A 23,067-nucleotide genomic window follows, 5' to 3' on the forward strand; every position below is an offset into this window, starting at 1 on the left:
GTTCGATCTCCTTCTGTCGATATCAATATGCGTGGCCGCTGTCGTCGCGGATCGCCTTTTCATCCACCTTGCCCCACAACACGCGATAGACCCAAGAGGTGTAGGCGACGATGATCGGAACGAAGATGAGGGTGACGACCAGCATGTTGAACAGCGTCATATGGCTGGACGAAGCATCCCACACCGTCAGGCTCGACTTCGGATCGACCGAAGACGGCAGGATGAAGGGGAACATCGAAAGCCCGACGGTGGCGATGATGCCGAAAATGGCAAGCGAGCTGGCAAGCAGCGCCATCACTTCCCTGCGGAGCCTCAGCAATATGAAGGCGACCAGCGGGAAGGCCAGACCGAGTGCCGGTGCCAGCATCATCCACGGATGCGCCGCATAATTGGAGAACCAGACGCCGGTTGCGACCTCAACCGTCTTTGCCAAAGGATTGGACGGCCCGTCGGTCACGACTTCCGAGGTGAAACGATAACCATCGACACCGAACCACAGCAGAATGCCGCCAAGCGCGAAAAGAACGGTGGTGGCAAGTGCCGCGATGCTGCCAAAACTGCGGGCGCGGGTGGCAACCGGACCTTCGGTTTTCAGCACCAGCCAGGCCGCCCCATGCATTACCAGCATGGCGACGGAAACGAGGCCGCAGAGAATAGCGTAGGGGTTCAGAAGCTCGAACAGCGTCGTGCCGTCGTAGAAAATCCTCAAGTCATCATTGAAGTAGAACGGGACGCCCTGCAGCACATTGCCGATGGCCACGCCGAAGATCAGCGTCGGCACGAAGCCGCCGACGAACAAGGCCCAGTCCCAGCCGCTGCGCCATGCCGTGCTCTCGCGCTTGGAGCGATATTTGAAACCGACCGGCCGCAGGATCAACGCGAACATGATGGCCGCCATTGCCAGGTAAAACCCTGAAAACGACACCGCATAGAGTGGCGGCCAGGCGGCGAAGATCGCACCTGCTCCGAGAATGAGCCAGACCTGATTGCCTTCCCATACCGGGCCGATAGAGTTGATAACGACACGCCGCTCAATATCCGTCTTCGCGACGAAGGGCAACAGCGCGCCGGTGCCGAGATCAAAACCGCCGGTTACGGCGAAGCCGATAAGCAATACGCCAAGCAGCAGCCACCAGATGATACGAAGAATTTCATAGTCGATGAGTTGGTGCAGGATCATGATAATTTACTCCGCAGCGACAAGTTTTTCAGGAACGAGCGGCGCTTCCGGCTCATGGTCCGGATCCGGCCCCTTGCGGATCGCCTTCAGCATCAGCCCCATCTCAACGATGAACAGCACCGTGTAGATGGCGATGAAACACAGAAGCGTAATCAGAACCGTCGAGGCGCTGAGGCTCGAAACAGCCGCTGCCGTTGGCAGCACACCTTCGATGATCCACGGCTGACGCCCGAACTCCGCCACCACCCAGCCCATTTCGGCGGCAATCCACGGCAGCGGAATGGCGAAAACGGCCACCTTCAGCAACAGCGGATAACGGTCCAGCCGCCGGCGGGCCGAAAGATAAAAGAAGGTCGCCGTCAGAACGATGAAGAACATGCCGAGACCGACCATGATACGGAAGGCCCAGAACAGGGTCGGCACATGGGGGATCGTATCGGCCGCCGCCTTGGCGATCTGCTCTTCTGTCGCCTGACGCGGATCGTCGACATAACGTTTCAGCAGCAGGGCGTAACCAAGCTCGTGGCCGAGTTCGGCAAAGGTGCCGTTCACCTCTTCGGGCAGCTGCGCGCCCTTGCCGCTGGCGCGTATCTGCATCAGCGCATCATAGGCCTTGATGCCGTCGCGGATACGGGTCTTTGCCTGTTCCACCAGATCGTTGATGCCGGGGATTTCCGTATCGAGCGAGCGCGTGCCGATAAGTCCCATTACCCACGGAATCTTGACCGCGAAATGTGTCTCGCGCGCTTCCTGATTGGGAAAACCGATCATGGTGAAAGGTGCCGGCGCCGGCTCCGTTTCCCACATGGCCTCGATGGAGGCGAGCTTCATCTTCTGGTGTTCGGTGGAGAGGTAACCGCTTTCGTCCCCCAGCACGACGACCGACAGGGCGGACGCCAGACCAAAGGAGGCGGCGACTGTCATCGATCGCTTGGCGAGATCGACATGGCGACCCTTCAGCACATACCAGGCGGAAACGCCGAGCACGAAGATGGAGGCCGTGACATAACCTGCGGAAACCGTGTGAACGAATTTCGCCTGCGCGACCGGGTTGAACAGGACCGCGGCGAAATCCGTCACTTCCATGCGCATGGTCTGGGGATTAAAGGCAGACCCTGTCGGATTCTGCATCCAGCCATTGGCGATCAGAATCCACAGCGCCGAGAAGTTCGAGCCGATTGCCACGCACCATGTCGCGACGAGATGACCGAGTTTCGACAGCTTGTCCCAGCCGAAAAAGAACAGGCCGACGAAGGTGGCTTCCAGAAAGAAGGCCATCATGCCTTCGATCGCCAGCGGCGCGCCGAAAATATCGCCGACATAGTGGCTGTAATAACTCCAGTTCATGCCGAACTGGAATTCCATGACAATGCCTGTCGAAACCCCCAGCACGAAGTTGATGCCGAACAGCGTGCCCCAGAATTTCGTCATCTGCCGCCAGATCACCCGGCCGGTCATGACATAGACCGTTTCCATGATGGCTATCACCACCGACAGCCCGATCGTCAAGGGAACGAACAGAAAGTGATATAAAGCCGTCACTGCAAATTGCAGGCGCGACAGCGCCACTATGTCGAGTTCCATAGTCTTACCCACCTTTTCCAGAAGGCCAGCCGCCCGTTTTTTAAGGCAAGCCCGGCTCTCAAAAAATACTCAGTCCCGACGTAATGTTTGCAGCACTACGTCGTATTCCGCCGTCCCGCTTTGACATTCGTCAAATTGACGCCCGTCTTTCAGCACGATGATGCGATCGGCAAATTCTGCCTCGCGGCGATTATGGGTGATCATCACGACAGTCTTGCCTTCGGCCCTCGCAAACAGCCGGCTGAGCACGTCGCGGGCCGTCTCGCCGTCCAACCCCTCCGTCACCTCGTCGAGAAGCCAGAGCGGTTTGTCGATGAGCAGGAAACGGGCGAGCGCCAGCCGGCGTGACTGGCCGCCGGAGAGACCCTGCCCCGCCTCGCCAAGCCTCGTCTCCATCCCGGCGGGCAGGGTTTTGACGTGTTCGGCAAGGCCTGCGGCGTCAAGGGCGTCCCACAATTCACGCTCGGTCGCAGCGGGTTTTGCCAGCCTCAGATTATCGGCAATGCTATCGCGGAAAAGCTGGCTCCGCTGTGTCATGAGCGAAGAGGGCACGGCGCGGACAGTACCTGCCGATGGCTGCAATTCACCCGCCACAAGCTGGATGAGGCTGGTCTTGCCCGCACCGCTCGGGCCGATGATCGCGACCCTTTCTCCAGCGGCAATGGCAAGATTGATAGTCGTCAGGACCGGCTTGTCGTTACCGTGCCGCTCCAGACGCACGCCTTCAAGCGCCGCCGCCACGCCGCTGGTGGGCAAAGCCGGACAGCTGGCCTCAGCCCGCGCCGAAAGGCGCGGCGCGATGCGCCTTGCGGAAAACAATGTGCGGCCGAGTTCCATCGCACCACGGCGCAGCGCGGTGAAAGGCTCCAGCGCGGCGAAACAGACGAGCAGCCCGAGTGCTGCGGCCGGCGCGCTTACCGTTCCCTGCTCCGCCAGCCAGGCCATGCCGAGCAGAGCCGTGCTCAGAAGGGCCGCCGTTGCAAGCCCGAAGGAAAAACCGGCATTCGTTTCGATGCGGTTCAAGGCCTCGTCACAGGAAAGCAGGTAGTCATCGGCCCGCTTCACTGCCGCGACCTGCGCGGAAAGCCGACCTGCCGTGAGCAATTCCGTCTGACCGTTGACGAGGTCTGCCGTGCGGGCACGCAACGCTTCAAGCCCGATTGCCCGCCGGCGGGAGAATTTCTCTGCCCGCAAGGCGGAGCGCACCGAAATGCCGAGCCCTGCCGCTATGAGAAAGAGCGCCGCCAGAATGCCCGCAAGCGGATTGAGGAAAGCAAGCCCGATGCCGGTTGCAACAGCCGCAAGGACCGCGACGGCGGCAGGCACCAGCACGCGCAGATAAAGCGAATCCAGCGCATCGATATCCGCGGTCAACCGGTTCAGCAGGCGGGCGGGCCTCGCTTCCAGATTTTGCGCCGCCTGCGGCGCGGCAAACCCGCGAAACAGCTTTTCGCGCAGCGCCGCAAGCACGGAAAGCGTCGCTTCATGGGTGGTCATGCGCTCGCCATACCGGGCGGCGGTGCGCGACAGCGCCAGAAGACGAATGGCCGCAGAGGGCGCAAAAACATCAAACGCATAGGCCGTTGCCGGAAGCAGACCGGCAATGGCGGTGGCGGTGATGAACCAGCCGGAAACACCGAGAAGGCCGATACCCGCCAGCACCGTAGTTGCGGCCAGAACCGCACCCGCAAGCAGCATGCCGCGACGCGCCGTCCAAAATAGGGCAATGACAGGTTTCAATATGGCAAAACGCGCAATCATGACCGATCCCCCGAATGGATCGCCGCCATATCCACGACCCTGTCCATGCGCGCGGCCAGCACCGGATCATGGGTTGCGACGATCAACGTCCTGCCTTTTGCCAGCTGCAGCAGGTTTTCCGTAATGAGAGCAGCGGTTTCCCGATCAAGATGCGCCGTTGGCTCGTCGGCCAGAATGAGCCGCGTTGCGGGATCGGCAAAGGCGCGGGCAATGGCCAGCCGCACGGCTTCGCCACCGGAAATGCCGTGGCCACCATCGCCGACAAGCAGATGTTGCCGGGCGGACGACAGTCTTTCCAGCCCTGTCTGCTCAAGCGCTGTCTCGACCATATCCCGCGTGATGCCGGGGCGGCCGAAACGGATATTCGCCGCAAGCGAACCGGTAAAAAAGAACGGCTTCTGGCCGATCCAGCCGATGGATGTTCGCAGGGTGTCGGCCGTCTCGTCATCAAGGGCGACGCCGCCGATTTTTATCGTCCCGCTTGCGGCCGAAGCCAGCCCGGCGATCAGCGAAAGGACCGTGGATTTGCCGCAACCCGATGGCCCCAGAAGCGCTACCGTTTCGCCCGCCTGAATGCTGAGATTGAAATTGCGGAGCACAGGCGGCGAGGCTGGATAGGCAAAGGACAGATCGTCCATCTCCACCGTACCGGGGGTGGGCAATGTTGCCAACGCCACATCCCTGCCCTCACCCGCAATGGCCGCACCGCCCTGCGTCAACTTGTCGAGCGTACCAAGCGCGGCTTCCCCCGCCGCCCGGTCGTGCCAGACCGCGGATAACTCCCGCAGCGGCTCGAAAAAGGCCGGGGCCAGAAGCAGGATGAACAGACCCTCGGCAAGCGTCAGCTTCTGTCCCCACGCGCCGAAATCAAGAAATCCGAGCAGATGGAAACCGATGTAAACGGCGGACATGGCAACGCCGAGGGCGGCGAAAAGCTCCAGTACCGCCGAAGACAGGAAAGCGATCCTCAGAACCGCCATCGTCCGCGTCTTGAGGTTATGCGCATCGGCGCTGAGGCGCCCGGCAGTCAGATCGACAGCTTCCAACGCGCGGATCGTTTCCAGCCCGCGCAGGCGATCCAGCAGGAAAGCATTCATATTGCCGGTTTCGGCCAGCTGCTTTTCACTCGCCGCCTTGGCCTGCCAGCCGATCAACGCCATGAAAAGCGGGATGGTCGGCATGGAGATGAGAAGCACCAGCGCCGCGATCCAGGTAAAGGGCAGGATTACCAGCACAAAAACCAGGGGAATGATGGTGGCCTTCATCCGCGCCGGCTGGAAACGGGAAAGATAGGGCACCAGCGCTTCCGCTGCCTCGGCCACGACACTTGCCGCCTCGCCGGAAGCCGTGCGCGACAGATCGAGCGGCGAAACCGTCGCCACCGCCTGAAGCGCTTCCAGCCGGCGCTGTGACAATGCCGCACGCGCAGCACGAAACGATAGTCTCGCGGCGATTTTCTCCAGCCACGCCTTCAGGAGACCCAGAATGAGAACCGCAACAGCCGCCGGCACGATTACCATCATCGGTTCGCCGTCAGCGATTTTTCCGACTGAAAAGGCAAGCAGGCCCGCCTGCGGCAACCAGAGCAGGGCCGCCAGAACATGCAACAGGGCAACGGATCTACCGACCGCCGGTGCGCGTGTCGTTTTCACGGCACTCTTGTCGCGGGAGGTCTTCCGGCTGGCGGTGCTGAAGAAGCGCCGCCTCGGCGTTTCAGGTGAGACCGAAACCGGCACAGGACAGTCTGCGCCATTGCTATCGGCCGACTGGCGAATTTGTGCGGACATGTTCACGACCGATCTCCTCACCTGTACTTTTTCGCGCCGCGGGGTCTCGCGAGAGAGACGATCTTGTCCTTCGCCTCCAGCAGCTTCGTGACCTTTGAGCCGAGCGCCAGAAGGGAGGCCAACCTCTCCGTTTCCAGCCGCTTCACATCGTCATACCAGCCGGTGAGCTGCTCGATCAGCGTCTTCATCTCGTCAATGCGCTTTTGCGCATGCCGCTCATCTTCGTTCTCCGGCGTCTCCATCAAAATTTCGCGTAATACGCTCAGGGTGGGATCAATTTCGCGCTTCTTGCGCTCTTCGGCAAGGGTGCGGAGAATTTGCCAGACATCCTCCGGCGTCGTGAAAAAATCGCGCCTGTCGCCGGGAAAATGCTTGAGAATTGCAAGGTTCCACGCCTGAAGCTCCTTCAGGCTCATCGAGACGTTGGAACGGGAAATGCCAAGCGCCTCAACAATGTCGTCCGCGCAGAGCGGCTGCGGCGATATGTAAAGCAAAGCATAGACTTGGCCGACCGTGCGGTTAATGCCCCAGCGGCTGCCCATCTCGCCAAAATGCAGCACAAAGGACTGAACGAGCGGTGACAGGCTGGTCGGCATTTCTTTGTTTCCTGAATTTTCAGTAATTTCTGAAATTTCGATAACGCAAAAAAGGACGGGCGGCAAATCACCTTTTTGACCTGCGTCAAAATGTGCAGCTCGACTGGGATACGTCAGCACATGCACGGCCGGCTAGCCGGGGAGGACCAGGAAACCTTTCGCAGATAATTTATGATACCGATAACATCAATGATAGTCTGCTGAGGCTGAAATCTCCCGATAAAAAACCGGCGGTGGAACTAGCCACCGCCGGTTAGGGCCGTACAAAAATACACGGAATCGCTTACGAAAAAGCGATCTGGACTTTCATCGCCCGACTGCGGTCGGAGGCGAATTCGAAGGCCGAGATGGCGTCGTCGAGATCGACGGTCTGGGTGATGAATGGCTTGACGTCGATCAGGCCCTTGCGCATCAGCTCAACGCCGGTGGCGAATTCCTCATGGAAGCGGAAGGAGCCGCGCAGATCGAGTTCCTTGGCGGTAATCGCCATCATCGGCAGGCTCATATCGCCACCCAGCCCGAGCTGGACGATGATGCCGCGCGGCCGGAGCGCGGCGATGCCGCCGGCAAGCGCTACGGCCGCGCCAGAGCATTCATAGAGAACGTCGAAAGTGCCCTTGCTCGCACCATAAGCGGCAAGCGCGTCGGGCTCATCCTTGCTGTTGATGACACGATCCGCACCCGCTTCGCGCGCCTTGGCGAGCGTGAAATCCGAAAGGTCGGTCGCGACGATTTCGGCAGCACCCGCCCGGCGCGCAGCGAGGATGGACAGAATGCCGATGGGGCCGCAACCCGTCACCAGCACGCGTTTTCCCAGCAAATCGCCAGCGCGGCGAGTGGCATGCAGCGTCACCGCCAGCGGTTCCGCCATGGCCGCCTCGTCGGCGCTCAGGCCGTCGGCCGGCACGCATTGCAGGGCATCCGCCACCAGAACCTCGCGGAAAGCACCCTGAATATGCGGGAAAGGCATGGCGCTGCCATAAAAGCGCATATTGAGGCACTGGTTGTGCAGGCCTTCCTGGCAAAAACGGCAGGTGCGGCACGGGCGGGACGGCGAAACCGCCACCAGACCGCCGATCTTCAGGCCTTCAACGCCTTCACCCAGTTCCTCGATAACAGCGGAGACTTCATGGCCGAGCACCATGGGTTCGCGAAGTCGTATTGCTCCAAAACCACCGTGATTGTAGTAGTGCAGGTCGCTACCGCAAATACCGCCCCGGGCCAGACGAAGCCGCACTTCTCCCGGCCCCGGCGCTTCCTCCGGCCGCTCCTCAATGCGCACATCCTTTGCCCCGTGGGCGACAATCGCTCTCATCAACAACTCCCGTTCAAACGCGCGCCACTGCGGCGCGTAAAAATTTCCGCATCCAGATCGCTGCCACAAGAGCACATTTAGCCACCCTGTGGCCTCCTCCCGCACCGGATCCGTACCGAAACCGGGCGTTTAAGCCTTGACATCCGCGCCTGAAAGGGATGAATGTTATCGATAACATAAACCTGTACAAAAGCAATGTCGAGAGACTGGAGGAAACAGTGGGCCTTAATTTGTTCGATCTTTCCGGCCGCCGCGCCCTGATCACGGGTTCATCCCAGGGCATCGGCTTCGCGCTGGCACAAGGCCTGACGGAGGCCGGCGCGGAAGTGGTGCTGAACGGGCGCGACGAAGCCAAGCTGAAAGCGGCCGCAGCCGGCATCAAGGGTGCGAAAACGCTTGCCTTCGACGCCACCGACCACGGCGCAGTGCGCGAGGCCATCGATCGCTTCGAAGCCGAAGTCGGCCCCATCGACATTCTCGTTAACAATGCCGGCATGCAGCACCGCACGCCGCTTGAGGATTTTCCGGCCGATGCCTTCGAGCGCCTGCTGCAGACCAACATTGCCTCGGTGTTTCACGCCGGACAGGCGGCAGCACGCCACATGATTTCCCGTGGACGCGGCAAGATCATCAATATCGCCAGCGTTCAGACCGCCCTTGCCCGCCCCGGCATCGCGCCCTACACCGCGACCAAGGGCGCCGTCGGCAATCTGACGAAAGGCATGGCGACGGACTGGGCCAAATATGGCCTGCAGTGCAACGCCATTGCGCCGGGCTATTTCGACACACCGCTCAATGCGGCGCTGGTCGCAGACGAAACCTTTTCCGCATGGCTTGAAAAGCGCACGCCCGCCGGTCGCTGGGGCAAGGTCGAAGAGCTTGTCGGCGCCTGCATTTTCCTGTCATCCGACGCCTCGTCCTTCGTGAACGGCCATATTCTCTACGTCGACGGCGGCATCACCGCCTCGCTTTAAAATCCTCCGTTCCGGATGCCCGGCTGCGGCCGCCATCCGGAATGGAACTGACGACACCACGACACTTTGGGAGGAGGCCGTGAATACCATGACCGAGCAGAACAAAGTCGCCCTCATCGGCGCGGGCGCCATGGGTGGCGCGATCGGCGCGCGGCTGATCGAGACCGGTAACCAGCTGACGGTTTTCGATCTGGATGCGGAGAAGGTGGCGGCGCTGACCAGCCTCGGCGCGCAAAGCGCCGACACCGCGGCGAAAGCAGCGTCCGTCTCCGATGTCGTGATCCTCAGCCTCAACTCACCGAAGATCGTCCGCATCGCCGTCTTCGGCAAGGATGGCGTGGCGGCGGGCGCAAAGCCCGGCACGCTGATCATCGACATGTCCTCCATCGACCCGGAAGCGACGAAAGAACTGGCGGCCGATGCGGCCGAAAAGGGTCTGCGCTGGGTGGACAGCCCGCTTTCCGGCGGTGCGCCGAAAGCGCTCATTGGGCAATTGACGCTAATGGCCGGCGGCAGCGAAACTGATGTGGCCGACGCGCATCGCGTGCTGCGGCACATCGCCAGTAACTATACCCATATGGGACCCTGCGGTGCCGGGCAGACGACCAAGCTCATCAATCAAGTTCTTTGCGGCCTGAACTTTCTGGCCGTGGCGGAAGCAACACAGCTTGCGCTGGATGCGGGCGTCGATGCCGCCAAGATACCGCAGGCGCTGAAGGGCGGACGGGCGGACAGTGCCATCCTGCAGGAATATATGCCGCGTTATGTGACCAGGGACTACCGCCGCACCGGTCGTATAGACAATATGGTGAAGGACCTGAACGGCGCGCAGGATCTGGCCAGGCGCACCAACACGGCCATGCCCCTGACGGCGGTCTGCGCCGAGGTGCACCGCATGCTGACGGCAGCGGGACTGGGTGGTGAGGATCAGGCCGCCCTGATGGAATTTTTCAGCGGCGCGAAACGAACCTTCCCAGACTGAGTTCTGTCATAGACAGGCACCTTGACATCAAAATGGCGGAGGCCGCGCTTGCTGCGGCCCGTCATGACCATTGCGAAATTATCCCACAGCGAAGATGATCGGTCGAATCAGCGGGTCAAACGACCCGATGATTGCAGACATATGCATATAAAGGACAATTTCCCGATGACCACTTCCGCCACAGGCACGGGGATTGCCGGCATTACCGTTTCCGGCGACGGTTTCACCGCCGAGATCGCTTATGAGGGCGCCACGCTTCTCAGCTGGCGGCCGCAACTTGCCGATGGCAGCGCAGGCGAAAATCTTGTCGATGGCTATGCGACGCCCGCGGAATTGCAATCACAAAACGGCGTGAGAAACGGCATTCTCGCCCCCTTCACCAATCGCATCCCGGATGGCCAGTTCCGTTTCGGCGGGGAAATGCATCGAATAGAGCCGGTGCTAACGCACGAAACCCTCGTCTTCCACGGATTTGCGAGAGCCCTGCCCTTTGTCCTCAACCAGTCTTTCGAGGAAAGCGGCGTGCATGTTTTGGTTTTCCGCGCGGAGATATCGCCCTCTGATTTCAGGGGTTACCCCTATCATCTCGCCATCGAGGTCGAATACCGATTCTCCGGCCATGAGGTCACCATCATCATACGCGGCATCAATGGCGATGATCAGCCGCTGCCCTTCGCCGCAGGCTGGCATCCCTATTTCCGTCTTCCCGGCATCGCGTCCATCGACGATCTCCTTCTCACGCTACCCTCTCGAACGGCGATTGAAACAGACAGGGATTTGATTCCGCTACGGTCCTCACAGGGGGGAATAGTCAGACGGGACGACACCCGCTTTCTTTTTGCGCCGTTCGCCGGCCAGGTACTGGATGTCTGCTTTACCGACCTCATCCCATCCGAAAACGGACTTTACGAGACCCGGATCGAAAACCGGCAGGACGGTTCGAACCTGACGGTATGGCAGGAGCGTGGCCACATGCATGTCTTCACCGGCGACACGCTGGCCCGCGGCAGGCGAAAATCCATTGCGCTCGAACCGGTGGAAACGCCCACCAATGCCTTCAACCAGCCGGACCTTGAAGCCGCGATCACCCTGCAGCCGGGCGAGACCCGCAGTTTTCGCTTCGGCTTCCGTTTCGAAACCGCAGGCTGAGAACAAACGGATGATCCCTCAAATATGCGTTGTCGGCAGGGAAGACGACAGCTTCACCGTCTCCATGGAGATATAGGCGGACATGTCGTAAAGCTGAACGCGGCGCAGGATCTGTTTGTAGACCGTGTCGTAATATTCGACATTCGGCAGCACCAGCTTCAGAATATAATCGAAATTGCCGGTAAGCCGATGAACCTCGACGATTTCGGGTATGGAGCTGACGGCGGCATGGAACTGGTCCAGCCAGTCTTCTGCATGCAGGCCGGTTCTCACCAGCAGGAAAACCGTGGTCGGCAGGTTGATTTTCCGCCGGTCGAGCAGCGCCATCGTACCCGTCACATAACCTTCCGCACGCAGCCGCGTGATGCGCCGCGAGCAGGCGGATAGCGACAGGGAAACCTCCTCCGCTATATCGGCGAGCGGCGTCTCGGCATTTTCCTGGAGAATCGCAAGGATTCGGCGGTCGCGATCATCAATCATCGGTAAAGAATGCACTGGTTAACGCAAAGGCGCAATAAAATTGCAAGACAAGCCTCTTGAACGCCTGATATTTGCATAAGAACATCTAAACCCTCGAAAAAACGCATGCCGTTTTCGTCCCTGCGATGGCATTCTTGCCTTCAATCAAACTTAATAAGGCAACTCTTATGAAACGCATCGGCCTGATCGGCGGCATGAGCTGGGAATCTACCGCAACCTATTACCGCATGATCAATGAGGCCGTGCGCGATAGCCGCGGCGGGCTGGTCTCGGCCGATATCGTCATGCATTCGCTTGATTTTTCCGAAGTCGTCGCCCTGCAGAAGGCCGATCGTTGGGATGAAGCCGGTGCGCTTTTGGGTGCCGCCGGGGCACGCCTTGCCAATGCCGGTGCCGATTGCGTGCTGATCTGCACCAACACCATGCATCTGGTTGCAGAAACGGTCGAGAAAATGTCGGGCGTCGCACTCATCGACATCATCGATGAAACCGCTGCAGCCTTGAAGGCGGATGGACGCCGCAAGCCGCTGCTGCTCGCCACCCGCTACACGATGGAACATGGTTTCTACACCGACCGTATGCGCCGCCACGGTGTCGATGTGGTCGTGCCCGATGCGGAAGACCGGGCCGCGATCCACGACATCATCTTTGGCGAACTGTGCCAGGGCGAGATCAAGTCCTGCTCGCGCGAGCGCTATCTCGCGGTTATCGAGAAGGCCCGTGCGCTCGGTGTCGATTCCGTCATTCTCGGCTGCACTGAAATTTCGCTGCTGATCGATCCCGACGCGCTGCCGCTGCCGGGTTATGATTCGACCGCCATTCACGCGAAAGCCGCCGTCGGCTTCGCGCTCGGAAACAAGGCCTTCAATAGAGCCGCATGAATGTGTCGCCTCTTTGCCTATTCCGGTAAACCGGTCTGGCTCGACAGTCTGCTGATCGAGCCGGAAGCATCGCTGGTCAGCCAGTCCATGGCCGCAAGGGAAGCCAAAACCGTCGTTAATGGCGATGGTTGCGGGCTTGGATGGTATGGTGACCGCGGCACGCCCGGCGTCTTTCGCGACACCAGACCCGCCTGGTCCGACGCCAATCTGGCCGCCCTTTGCCATCAGCTTCGCTCGGGCATGTTCATGGCCCATGTCCGCTCCGCGACGTCAGGCGAAGTATCCCGCGCCAATTGCCACCCTTTCGCGCATGGACAATATCTGTTCATGCATAACGGCCAGATCGGCGGTTACGAGCAGATAAGGCGCGACATCGACTCCCTCATTCCCGACGATATCTATGCATCCCGGCGCGGCACCGGCGACAGCGAAGCGATCTTCCTGATCGCCGCCGGCCATGGCCTTGACACCGACCCCATCCGCGCCATTTCAACCGCCCTGCGCCTCTGTCAGGAAAAGATGACCGCTGCGGGCGTTTCCTCCGCACTTAGATTCAGCGCCGTGTTGATGGATGGCGATTGTCTGCATGCTTTCCGCTGGTCCAGCGACGACAAGCCGCCAACGCTTTACTGGCGCGGGCTCGATGAGGGAATTGCATTGAGTTCGGAACCTTTTTCCTTCGATTGCACCCCCTGGTGTGCCGTTCCGCCGAATACGCGAGTGACGATCCGCGCCGGCGAGATGACGACAGAACCTTTTTTTCTGTCGTAAACATCTTCCTTGTTGACAAGCCGAAACCGATTTTTCTGCCCGGCGCCACCATGAGGCGGCTGGCGGCGGCGCCGTCTCATTTATTTTCATTGAATTTCCCAGGCCGCGAAGGCTAGTGTGTAATCCGATAGACCGAAACAGATTTCAGGACCGGTGAACCACTTCAGAAAGTATTGCAGCCTCTCTCCCTTTTTTGAACGATGCCCGGCATCGCAACGACCACGCAAACCCGTTCAAGAACGGCGCACAGAGAGCGCGCAATGCCTTTGGCGATCCTGGGGACGCTGAAGGAAAAGTCTTATTTTTCATTATATTAAGCCCTCCAACTTTCCGCAAAAATTGCTGTTGCCACGCCTCCATATCGATGCATAAACTGGCGTCAGCAAAGGCAAGCCGGATCGACCTCTCAGACCCTCTCCTCCCACCAAGGTGCTGACCGACCAATGATCAATAATCTCAACGCCGCCGATCTTCCCCGCCCCGCCCCGCGCAGTTCCAACCCGGAAATCATGGCGGCGGAAATCATCGAGCGACTGACTTACCGTATCGGCAAGGACGTCAAGGTAGCCAAGCCGCATGACTGGCTGACCGCAACCATTCTTGTTGTCCGTGACCGCATCATCGACAAATGGATGGCATCCACCCGCAAGGCCTATGCCGATAATTCCAAGCGCGTTTATTATCTGTCGCTGGAATTCCTGATCGGTCGCCTGATGCGCGACGCCATCTCCAATATCGGCCTGATGCACGAAATCCGCGATGCGCTGTCTTCGCTCGGCGTCGATCTCGACGTCATCGCCGGGCTGGAGCCGGATGCCGCACTCGGCAATGGTGGTCTCGGCCGTCTCGCCGCCTGCTTCATGGAATCCATGGCCACCGTCGATATTCCCGCCTATGGCTATGGCATTCGTTACGTGCACGGCCTTTTCCGTCAGCAGATGGCGGATGGCTGGCAGGTGGAACTGCCGGAAACATGGCTGGCCCACGGTAATCCGTGGGAATTCGAACGTCGTGAAAGCTCCTATGAAATTGGCTTCGGCGGATCGGTGGAAACCATCGGCGGCTATGAAGAGCCGCAGCGTTTCGTCTGGAAACCGGCCGAGCGTGTGATTGCCATGGCCTATGACACGCCGGTCGTCGGCTGGCGCGGCACCCGCGTCAACACGCTGCGCCTGTGGTCGGCACAGCCGATCGACCCCATTCTTCTCGCCGCCTTCAATGCCGGCGATCACATCGGCGCCCTGCGGGAAAGCAACAAGGCAGAAAGCCTGACGCGCGTTCTCTACCCTGCGGACGCAACGCCGGCCGGCCAGGAACTGCGTCTGCGGCAGGAGTTCTTCTTCTCCTCCGCCTCGCTGCAGGACATTCTACGCCGCCACCTTCAGCAATATCCTGATTTCACCTCGCTGCCGGACAAGGTTTCGATCCAGCTCAACGACACCCATCCGGCCATTTCCATCTGCGAAATGATGCGCCTGCTATGCGATGTGCATGGACTTGAGTTCGACGAAGCGTGGACCATTACCCGGGGAACTTTCTCCTACACCAACCACACGCTTCTGCCGGAAGCGCTGGAAAGCTGGCCGGTGCCACTGCTCGAGCGGTTGCTGCCGAGGCACATGCAGATCGTCTACGCGATCAATGCCAATACGCTGGTCTATGCCCGCAAGGAAAAGAAGATGGCGGATCAGCAGATCCGCTCCATCTCGCTGATCGATGAAGGCGGCGAGCGCCGTGTACGCATGGGCAACCTCGCCTTCATCGGCTCGCATTCTATCAACGGCGTCTCAGCACTTCATACCGAGCTTATGAAGGAAACGGTCTTCGCCGACCTGCATTACCTTTATCCCGATCGCATCAACAACAAGACCAACGGCATCACGCCCCGCCGCTGGCTGATGCAGTGCAACCCCGGCCTGACGGGGCTGGTGCGCGAGGCGATCGGCGACGACTTCCTCGACGATGCGGAAAAGCTCACGGCGCTTGACCGCTTCGCCGACGATGCCGGTTTCCGCGAGAAATTCGCCGAAGTGAAGCGTCTGAACAAGGTGCGCCTTGCCAACACGGTGGCGCAGCGCATGGGCATCCGCGTCGATCCCTCGGCCATGTTCGACATTCAGATCAAGCGTATCCACGAATATAAGCGCCAGCTTCTGAACCTTATCGAGACGGTAGCGCTTTACGACCAGATCCGTTCCCACCCGGAACTGGAATGGGTACCGCGCGTTAAGTTCTTCGCAGGCAAGGCAGCGCCGAGTTATCACAACGCGAAGCTGATCATAAAGCTTGCCAATGATATTGCCCGGGTCATCAACAACGATCCGGCCGTGCGTGGGCTTCTGAAAGTGGTGTTTATTCCGAACTATAATGTCTCGCTTGCGGAAATCATGGTTCCCGCCGCCGATCTCTCGGAACAGATTTCGACCGCCGGTATGGAGGCCTCCGGCACCGGCAACATGAAGTTTGCTCTCAACGGCGCGCTCACCATTGGCACGCTCGATGGCGCAAATGTCGAAATGCTCGAACATGTCGGCGCTGACAACATCGTCATCTTCGGCATGACGGCGGAAGAAGTCGCAAAGGCCCGTGCTGAAGGTCACAATCCCCGCGCGATCATCGAACAGTCCACGGAATTGTCTCAGGCGCTGTCGTCCATTGCGTCCGGCGTGTTCTCACCCGATGACCGTTCGCGTTTTTCCGCCCTCATCGACGGTATATACAATAGCGACTGGTTCATGGTCGCCGCCGATTTCGACGCCTATGCCGACGCGCAGCGCAAGGTGGATGCGATCTGGAGCGATCAGGATAGCTGGAACACCAAAACAGTTCACAACACGGCGCGTATGGGCTGGTTCTCGTCCGACAGGACGATCCGGCAATATGCCGCCGAGATCTGGAGAGCCTGATGAAAAAACCGCTCAATTCGGCCGAAGAGAAAAAGACTGGCGACATCACGAAGGCTGAAATCGAGGCGATAAAGAGCGGTTTGCATTCCAATCCCTTCGCCCTTCTCGGCGTCCATGAAACGCCGGAAGGGTTTTCCGCCCGCTGTTTCATTCCGGGCGCCGAGGAAGTTTCCGTCCTGACATTGGACGGGAATTTCGTCGGCGAGCTAAAGCAGCTCGATCCGGAAGGTTTTTTCGAAGGTCCGGTTGAGCTAACATCGCGCCAGCCGGTGCGTTATCGGGCTGGCCGCGATGATGCCGAGTGGGCGGTGACGGACCCCTACAGCTTCGGCCCGGTTCTCGGGCCGATGGACGATTATTTCGTCCGCGAAGGATCGCATCTGCGGCTCTTCGACAAGATGGGCGCACATCCTCTAAAGCTCGAAGGCGTCGAAGGTTTTCATTTTGCCGTCTGGGCTCCCAATGCCAGGCGCGTTTCCGTCGTCGGTGATTTCAACAATTGGGATGGTCGCCGGCATGTGATGCGCTTCCGCAAGGATACCGGCATCTGGGAAATCTTCGCACCTGACGTCTATGTCGGTTGCGCCTATAAATTCGAAATCCTCGGCGCCAATGGCGAGCTTCTGCCGCTAAAGGCCGACCCCTATGCGCGGCGCGGCGAGTTGCGGCCGAAAAACGCTTCCGTCACTGCGCCGGAACTGACGCAAAAATGGGAAGATCAGGCTCACCGCGAACATTGGGCGCAGGTGGACCAGCGCCGCCAGCCGATCAGCATTTACGAGGTTCACGCCGGTTCCTGGCAGCGTCGCGAGGACGGCACTTTCCTCAGCTGGGACGAAATGGCCGCGCAGCTCATTCCCTATTGCACGGATATGGGCTTCACCCATATCGAGTTCCTGCCGATCACCGAACATCCTTACGATCCCTCCTGGGGTTACCAGACGACCGGCCTTTACGCCCCGACTGCCCGTTTCGGCGATCCGGAAGGCTTTGCGCGTTTCGTCAACGGCGCGCACAAGGTCGGTATCGGCGTGCTCCTCGACTGGGTCCCGGCCCATTTCCCGACTGACGAGCACGGCCTGCGCTGGTTTGACGGTACGGCGCTTTACGAACATGCCGATCCGCGTCAGGGTTTCCATCCCGACTGGAACACGGCCATCTATAATTTCGGTCGCGTCGAGGTGATGTCCTACCTCATCAACAACGCGCTTTATTGGGCCGAGAAATTCCATCTCGACGGCCTGCGTGTCGATGCGGTCGCCTCGATGCTCTACCTCGATTATTCCCGCAAGGAAGGCGAGTGGATCCCCAACGAATATGGCGGGCGCGAAAATCTGGAAACCGTGCGCTTCCTGCAAAAGATGAATTCGCTCGTCTACGGCACCCATCCGGGCGTCATGACGATCGCGGAAGAATCAACCTCATGGCCGAAGGTGTCCCAGCCCGTCCACGAAGGTGGTCTCGGTTTCGGCTTCAAATGGAACATGGGCTTCATGCACGACACGCTGAGTTATTTCTCGCGGGAGCCGGTGCATCGCAAGTTCCACCATCAGGAACTGACCTTCGGTCTGCTTTACGCCTTCACCGAGAATTTCGTGTTGCCGCTTTCCCATGACGAGGTGGTGCACGGCAAGGGATCGCTGATCGCCAAAATGTCCGGCGACGACTGGCAGAAATTCGCCAACCTGCGGTCCTATTACGGTTTCATGTGGGGTTATCCAGGCAAGAAGCTGCTGTTCATGGGCCAGGAATTCGCCCAATGGAGCGAATGGAGCGAGAAGGGCGCGCTCGACTGGAACCTTCGCCAATATCCGATGCATGAGGGCATGCGCCGCCTCGTGCGCGATCTCAACCTCACCTATCGTTCGAAAGCCGCGCTGCACGCCCGCGACTGCGAGCCGGAAGGTTTCCGCTGGCTGGTGGTCGACGATCACGAAAATTCCGTCTTCGCATGGCTGCGGTCGGCACCGGGCGAAAAACCGGTGGCGGTTATCTGTAATCTCACCCCGGTCTATCGGGAAAACTATTATGTGCCGCTGCCTCTGGCAGGGCGATGGCGGGAGATTCTCAACACCGATGCCGAAATCTACGGCGGCAGCGGCAAGGGAAATGGCGGACGTGTTCAGGCGGTCGATGCCGGTGGAGAAATCGGGGCGATGCTCGTCCTGCCGCCTTTGGCGACGATCATGCTCGAGCCGGAAAACTGACAGACAGAGAGGGAGGACACCATGTCGGAAAAAAGAGTTCAGCCACTGGCGCGTGATGCAATGGCCTATGTCCTCGCAGGCGGAAGAGGAAGTCGCCTGAAGGAACTGACGGACCGCCGCGCAAAACCCGCCGTTTATTTCGGCGGCAAGGCGCGCATCATCGATTTTGCGCTCTCCAACGCGCTCAATTCCGGCATTCGCCGCATCGGCGTCGCCACGCAATACAAGGCGCACTCGCTTATCCGCCACCTGCAGCGCGGCTGGGACTTCTTCCGCCCCGAACGTAACGAGAGCTTCGACATTCTGCCGGCCTCGCAGCGCGTCTCCGAAACGCAGTGGTATGAAGGCACCGCCGACGCCGTTTACCAGAACATCGACATCATCGAACCCTATGCCCCGGAATATATGGTCATTCTGGCCGGCGATCACATCTACAAGATGGATTACGAATACATGCTGCAACAGCATGTGGATTCCGGTGCCGACGTAACGATCGGATGCCTGGAAGTGCCGCGCATGGAAGCAACCGGTTTCGGCGTGATGCATGTGAACGAAAAAGACGAGATCATCGACTTCATCGAAAAGCCGGCCGATCCGCCCGGTATTCCCGGAAATGAGGGTTTCGCGCTCGCTTCGATGGGCATCTACGTCTTCCACACGAAATTCCTGATGGAAGCGCTGCGTCGCGACGCCGCCGACCCGACCTCTAGCCGCGACTTCGGCAAGGACATCATTCCCTATATCGTCGAACACGGCAAAGCCGTCGCTCACCGCTTTGCCGATTCCTGCGTTCGCTCCGATTTCGAGCACGAGCCCTACTGGCGCGATGTCGGCACGATCGATGCCTACTGGCAGGCCAATATCGACCTCACGGATGTGGTGCCTGACCTCGACATCTACGACAAATCCTGGCCGATCTGGACCTATGCCGAAATCACCCCGCCGGCGAAATTCGTGCATGACGATGAGGATCGCCGTGGTTCGGCCGTGTCGTCGGTAGTTTCCGGTGACTGCATCATTTCCGGCGCCGCCCTCAACCGCAGCCTGCTGTTCACCGGCGTGCGGGCCAATTCATACTCCCGCCTTGAGAATGCCGTAGTACTGCCGAGTGTGAAGATCGGGCGTCATGCCCAGCTCAGCAACGTCGTCATCGACCACGGCGTGGTCATTCCCGAAGGGCTGATTGTAGGAGAAGACCCAGAACTGGATGCCAAACGTTTCCGCCGCACGGAAAGCGGCATCTGCCTTATCACCCAATCGATGATCGACAAGCTGGACCTGTAGAGCCCATGAATGTCCTTTCGGTTTCATCCGAAATCTATCCCCTGATCAAGACCGGAGGGCTCGCCGACGTTGCCGGCGCGCTCCCCATCGCGCTCGAAGCCCATGGCGTCAGAACGCGCACATTGATACCCGGATATCCGGCGGTGAAAGCCGCCGTGACGGACCCTGTCAAATGTTTCGAATTTTCCGATTTGCTCGGTGAAAAAGCCGACGTGCTCGAGGTGCGGCATGAGGGGTTGGATCTCCTCATTCTCGATGCACCCGCTTATTACGAGCGGTCCGGCGGACCTTATCTGAACCAGACCGGCAAGGATTATCCTGATAATTGGAAACGTTTTGCGGCATTGTCGCTGGCGGCCGCCCGGATTGCCGCCGGCGCACTTCCCGGCTGGCGGCCGGATATGGTGCATGCCCATGACTGGCAGGCCGCCATGACCCCGGTCTATATGCGTTATGCCGAAACGCCGGAAATTCCGAGTCTCCTCACCGTCCATAACATTGCCTTCCAGGGTCAGTTCGGCGCCAATATCTTCAGCAAACTTGAATTGCCCGCGCATGCTTTCGGCATGGAAGGCATCGAATATTATAACGATGTGAGCTTCCTCAAGGGCGGTTTGCAGACGGCGACGGCACTCAGCACCGTCAGCCCCTCCTATGCGGAAGAAATCCTCACCCCGCAATTCGGTATGGGACTGGAAGGGGTGATCGGCAGCCGCGCCCATGTGCTGCACGGCATCGTCAATGGCATCGACGCCGATGTCTGGAACCCGGCCACCGACCATTTGATCCACGACAATTATTCCGCCGCCAATCTGAAGAACCGCGCCCTGAACAAGAAGACGGTCGCCGAACATTTCCGTATCGATGAAGATGACAGCCCGCTTTTCTGCATCATCTCCCGCCTCACCTGGCAGAAGGGCATCGATCTCATGGCGGAAGCCGTGGACGAAATCGTTTCCCTCGGCGGCAGGCTTGTGGTGCTGGGGGCGGGCGAAGTGGCACTGGAAGGCGCGCTTCTTGCGGCGGCATCCCGTCACCATGGCCGCGTCGGTGTTGCCATCGGTTACAACGAGCCGCTATCGCATCTCATGCAGGCGGGCTGCGATGCAATCATCATTCCCTCACGCTTCGAGCCCTGCGGGCTGACACAGCTTTACGCGCTGCGTTATGGCTGCATTCCGGTTGTCGCCCGCACCGGCGGCCTTGCCGACACCGTAATCGACGCCAATCACGCCGCGCTTGCCAGCAAGGCGGCGACCGGCGTGCAATTTTCACCCGTCACACTTGATGGTCTGAAACAGGCGATCCGCCGGACCGTCCGTTATTACCACGACCCCAAACTGTGGACACAAATGCAGAAACTCGGCATGAAATCCGATGTTTCCTGGGAAAAAAGCGCCGGTCTTTACGCCGCGCTTTATAGCCAGCTTATTTCGAGAGGCCATTGAAACAATGATCAAGACCATCAAGACGACGCCCTATCAGGACCAGAAGCCGGGCACTTCAGGCCTGCGCAAGAAGGTGCCAGTCTTCGCCCAGGAAAATTACGCCGAGAACTTCATCCAGTCGATCTTCGACGCGCTTGAAGGTTTTCAGGGCCAGACGCTGGTGATCGGCGGCGATGGCCGTTATTACAACCGCGAAGTTATCCAGAAAGCTATCAAGATGGCCGCCGCCGCCGGTTTCGGCAAGGTTCTGGTCGGTCAGGGCGGCATTCTTTCCACGCCCGCCGCCTCCAACATCATCCGCAAATACAAGGCTTTCGGCGGCATCGTGCTCTCCGCCAGCCACAATCCGGGCGGCCCGAACGAAGATTTCGGCATCAAATACAATATCGGTAATGGCGGTCCCGCCCCTGAAAAGATCACCGACGCGATCTATGCCCGCTCCAAGGTCATCGACAGCTACAAGATTTCCGATGCCGCCGATATCGATCTCGACAAGGTGGGAAGCTTCAAGGTGGATGAGCTGACGGTCGATGTGATCGACCCGGTTGCTGACTACGCCACACTGATGGAAGAACTGTTCGATTTCGCGGCCATTCGCACTCTCATCGCCAGCGGCTTCAAGGTCGTCGTCGATTCCATGAGCGCCGTCACCGGCCCCTATGCCGTGGAAATAATCGAAAAGCGCTTGGGCGCACCGAAAGGCTCGGTCAGGAACGCCACGCCGCTGCCGGATTTCGGCGGCCACCATCCCGACCCCAACCTCGTGCACGCCAAGGAGCTTTATGACGATGTCATGAGCCCGGAAGGCCCAGATTTCGGCGCGGCCTCCGATGGCGACGGCGACCGCAATATGGTCGTCGGCAAAGGCATGTTCGTCACCCCGTCCGACAGTCTGGCGATCATCGCCGCCAATGCCAGACTGGCGCCCGGTTATGCCGCCGGCATTTCCGGCATTGCCCGCTCCATGCCGACAAGTGCCGCAGCCGACCGTGTCGCCGAAAAGCTCGGGCTTGGCATGTATGAGACGCCGACCGGCTGGAAATTCTTCGGCAACCTCATGGACGCCGGCAAAGTCACGATCTGTGGCGAAGAAAGTTTTGGCACCGGCTCCAACCATGTGCGTGAAAAGGATGGCCTCTGGGCCGTGCTTTTCTGGCTGAACATCGTCGCTGCCCGCAAGGAAAGCGTAAAAGACATCGTCACCAGGCACTGGGCCGAATATGGCCGCAACTATTATTCCCGCCACGACTACGAAGAAGTGGATTCGGACGCCGCCAACACGCTGGTCGCCATCCTGCGCGAAAAACTCGCCACACTTCCCGGCACCAGCTACGGCAATCTGAAAGTCGCGGCTGCGGATGATTTCGCCTATCTCGACCCGGTCGATCAATCCGTCAGCAAAAATCAGGGCATCCGCATCCTGTTCGAAGGCGGTTCGCGCATCGTGCTACGCCTTTCCGGCACCGGCACGGCAGGCGCGACGCTCAGGCTTTACGTGGAGCGCTACGAGGCGGATACGGCCCGTCACGGCATCGAAACACAGGAGGCGCTCGCCGACCTGATTTCCGTTGCCGATACGATCGCCGGTATCAAGGCCCATACCGGCCGCAACGAACCGAGCGTCATTACCTGAGGACTTGCCGCCCGCTCGCCACCTCGGGCACGAGACGCGACTGGAATGAGGGACGCTGCAATCGCCCCTCATTCGGCCTTGCCTCTACCTTCTCCGTTCCGGAGGAGAAACACCATCCCCTCCGGAGAG

General features: G+C 59.7%; 17 protein-coding genes. 10 read left to right on the forward strand and 7 right to left on the reverse strand.

All coding sequences use genetic code 11. From position 1 onward, the window contains the following. Positions 1-22: 22 nt before the first annotated feature. From cydB to FCH38_RS18320, 6 genes are all read right to left on the reverse strand, one after another. On the reverse strand, positions 23-1,180 hold the full coding sequence (gene cydB, locus FCH38_RS18295) for a cytochrome d ubiquinol oxidase subunit II (protein ID WP_174374653.1): 1,158 nt from the start codon (positions 1,178-1,180) through the stop codon (positions 23-25). Between the two features lie 6 nt (positions 1,181-1,186). After that, positions 1,187-2,764 (reverse strand): cytochrome ubiquinol oxidase subunit I, encoded by a 1,578-nt coding sequence (locus tag FCH38_RS18300; protein ID WP_174374654.1) that lies wholly within the window; start codon positions 2,762-2,764, stop codon positions 1,187-1,189. Positions 2,765-2,833: 69 nt separating this feature from the next. After that, on the reverse strand, positions 2,834-4,525 hold the full coding sequence (gene cydC, locus FCH38_RS18305) for a thiol reductant ABC exporter subunit CydC (protein WP_174374655.1): 1,692 nt from the start codon (positions 4,523-4,525) through the stop codon (positions 2,834-2,836). Further along, a complete protein-coding gene (gene cydD / locus FCH38_RS18310) occupies positions 4,522-6,312 on the reverse strand; it encodes a thiol reductant ABC exporter subunit CydD (RefSeq protein WP_174374763.1) in 1,791 nt (596 codons plus the stop codon). The genes cydC and cydD overlap by 4 nt, the downstream gene beginning before the upstream one ends. Before the next feature lie 17 nt (positions 6,313-6,329). Beyond that, complete coding sequence (locus FCH38_RS18315; protein WP_174374764.1) at positions 6,330-6,908, reverse strand: GbsR/MarR family transcriptional regulator; 579 nt, start codon at positions 6,906-6,908, stop codon at positions 6,330-6,332. Positions 6,909-7,191: 283 nt separating this feature from the next. After that, the gene (locus FCH38_RS18320; protein WP_174374656.1) at positions 7,192-8,223 is read right to left on the reverse strand and encodes an L-idonate 5-dehydrogenase; all 1,032 of its coding nucleotides are present in this window, start codon (positions 8,221-8,223) and stop codon (positions 7,192-7,194) included. A 218-nt stretch (positions 8,224-8,441) separates the two neighbouring features. On the opposite strand from FCH38_RS18320, the gene FCH38_RS18325 reads away from it, so the two are divergent. From FCH38_RS18325 to FCH38_RS18335, 3 genes are all read left to right on the forward strand, one after another. Further along, positions 8,442-9,197 carry an SDR family oxidoreductase gene (locus tag FCH38_RS18325; protein WP_174374657.1) on the forward strand — a complete coding sequence of 252 codons (756 nt, stop codon included), beginning with the start codon at positions 8,442-8,444 and terminating at the stop codon, positions 9,195-9,197. A gap of 88 nt (positions 9,198-9,285) precedes the next feature. Then, entirely contained in the window at positions 9,286-10,179 is an 894-nt protein-coding gene (locus tag FCH38_RS18330) for an NAD(P)-dependent oxidoreductase (RefSeq protein WP_174374765.1), read from the forward strand. A gap of 165 nt (positions 10,180-10,344) precedes the next feature. Then, positions 10,345-11,328, forward strand: coding sequence for an aldose 1-epimerase (locus FCH38_RS18335; RefSeq protein ID WP_174374658.1), 984 nt, complete (start codon positions 10,345-10,347; stop codon positions 11,326-11,328). Positions 11,329-11,346: 18 nt separating this feature from the next. On the opposite strand, the gene FCH38_RS18340 is transcribed toward FCH38_RS18335, so the two are convergent. Continuing rightward, positions 11,347-11,808, reverse strand: coding sequence for an Lrp/AsnC family transcriptional regulator (locus FCH38_RS18340; protein WP_149901214.1), 462 nt, complete (start codon positions 11,806-11,808; stop codon positions 11,347-11,349). 167 nt (positions 11,809-11,975) lie between these two features. On the opposite strand from FCH38_RS18340, the gene FCH38_RS18345 reads away from it, so the two are divergent. The 7 genes from FCH38_RS18345 (at position 11,976) to FCH38_RS18375 (ending at position 22,938) form a co-directional block, all read left to right on the forward strand. Beyond that, positions 11,976-12,689 carry an aspartate/glutamate racemase family protein gene (locus tag FCH38_RS18345; RefSeq protein ID WP_046801694.1) on the forward strand — a complete coding sequence of 238 codons (714 nt, stop codon included), beginning with the start codon at positions 11,976-11,978 and terminating at the stop codon, positions 12,687-12,689. Continuing rightward, the gene (locus FCH38_RS18350; RefSeq protein ID WP_174374659.1) at positions 12,690-13,460 is read left to right on the forward strand and encodes a class II glutamine amidotransferase; all 771 of its coding nucleotides are present in this window, start codon (positions 12,690-12,692) and stop codon (positions 13,458-13,460) included. Between the two features lie 443 nt (positions 13,461-13,903). Further along, positions 13,904-16,366 carry a glycogen/starch/alpha-glucan phosphorylase gene (locus FCH38_RS18355; RefSeq protein WP_153515732.1) on the forward strand — a complete coding sequence of 821 codons (2,463 nt, stop codon included), beginning with the start codon at positions 13,904-13,906 and terminating at the stop codon, positions 16,364-16,366. Further along, entirely contained in the window at positions 16,366-18,573 is a 2,208-nt protein-coding gene (glgB, locus tag FCH38_RS18360) for a 1,4-alpha-glucan branching protein GlgB (RefSeq protein ID WP_174374660.1), read from the forward strand. Before FCH38_RS18355 ends, glgB begins: the two co-directional genes overlap by 1 nt. A gap of 21 nt (positions 18,574-18,594) precedes the next feature. Then, entirely contained in the window at positions 18,595-19,857 is a 1,263-nt protein-coding gene (gene glgC / locus FCH38_RS18365) for a glucose-1-phosphate adenylyltransferase (RefSeq protein ID WP_006313778.1), read from the forward strand. Positions 19,858-19,862: 5 nt separating this feature from the next. After that, positions 19,863-21,305 (forward strand): glycogen synthase GlgA, encoded by a 1,443-nt coding sequence (glgA, locus tag FCH38_RS18370; RefSeq protein WP_174374661.1) that lies wholly within the window; start codon positions 19,863-19,865, stop codon positions 21,303-21,305. Between the two features lie 4 nt (positions 21,306-21,309). Continuing rightward, the gene (locus FCH38_RS18375) at positions 21,310-22,938 is read left to right on the forward strand and encodes an alpha-D-glucose phosphate-specific phosphoglucomutase (protein ID WP_174374662.1); all 1,629 of its coding nucleotides are present in this window, start codon (positions 21,310-21,312) and stop codon (positions 22,936-22,938) included. The last annotated feature ends 129 nt before the right edge of the window (positions 22,939-23,067 follow it).

This window comes from Agrobacterium tumefaciens, from assembly GCF_013337285.1.
Classification (GTDB): Bacteria; Pseudomonadota; Alphaproteobacteria; order Rhizobiales; family Rhizobiaceae; genus Agrobacterium; species Agrobacterium burrii.

What these genes read in the sequence shown, in the direction of transcription:
- cydB (WP_174374653.1), bottom strand. Translation starts at nt 1,180, where the DNA reads ATGATCCTGCACCAACTCATCGACTATGAAATTCTTCGTATCATCTGG.
- FCH38_RS18300 (WP_174374654.1), bottom strand. Translation starts at nt 2,764, where the DNA reads ATGGAACTCGACATAGTGGCGCTGTCGCGCCTGCAATTTGCAGTGACG.
- cydC (WP_174374655.1), bottom strand. Translation starts at nt 4,525, where the DNA reads ATGATTGCGCGTTTTGCCATATTGAAACCTGTCATTGCCCTATTTTGG.
- cydD (WP_174374763.1), bottom strand. Translation starts at nt 6,312, where the DNA reads ATGTCCGCACAAATTCGCCAGTCGGCCGATAGCAATGGCGCAGACTGT.
- FCH38_RS18315 (WP_174374764.1), bottom strand. Translation starts at nt 6,908, where the DNA reads ATGCCGACCAGCCTGTCACCGCTCGTTCAGTCCTTTGTGCTGCATTTT.
- FCH38_RS18320 (WP_174374656.1), bottom strand. Translation starts at nt 8,223, where the DNA reads ATGAGAGCGATTGTCGCCCACGGGGCAAAGGATGTGCGCATTGAGGAG.
- FCH38_RS18330 (WP_174374765.1), top strand. Translation starts at nt 9,286, where the DNA reads ATGACCGAGCAGAACAAAGTCGCCCTCATCGGCGCGGGCGCCATGGGT.
- FCH38_RS18335 (WP_174374658.1), top strand. Translation starts at nt 10,345, where the DNA reads ATGACCACTTCCGCCACAGGCACGGGGATTGCCGGCATTACCGTTTCC.
- FCH38_RS18340 (WP_149901214.1), bottom strand. Translation starts at nt 11,808, where the DNA reads ATGATTGATGATCGCGACCGCCGAATCCTTGCGATTCTCCAGGAAAAT.
- FCH38_RS18345 (WP_046801694.1), top strand. Translation starts at nt 11,976, where the DNA reads ATGAAACGCATCGGCCTGATCGGCGGCATGAGCTGGGAATCTACCGCA.
- FCH38_RS18350 (WP_174374659.1), top strand. Translation starts at nt 12,690, where the DNA reads ATGTGTCGCCTCTTTGCCTATTCCGGTAAACCGGTCTGGCTCGACAGT.
- FCH38_RS18355 (WP_153515732.1), top strand. Translation starts at nt 13,904, where the DNA reads ATGATCAATAATCTCAACGCCGCCGATCTTCCCCGCCCCGCCCCGCGC.
- glgB (WP_174374660.1), top strand. Translation starts at nt 16,366, where the DNA reads ATGAAAAAACCGCTCAATTCGGCCGAAGAGAAAAAGACTGGCGACATC.
- glgC (WP_006313778.1), top strand. Translation starts at nt 18,595, where the DNA reads ATGTCGGAAAAAAGAGTTCAGCCACTGGCGCGTGATGCAATGGCCTAT.
- glgA (WP_174374661.1), top strand. Translation starts at nt 19,863, where the DNA reads ATGAATGTCCTTTCGGTTTCATCCGAAATCTATCCCCTGATCAAGACC.
- FCH38_RS18375 (WP_174374662.1), top strand. Translation starts at nt 21,310, where the DNA reads ATGATCAAGACCATCAAGACGACGCCCTATCAGGACCAGAAGCCGGGC.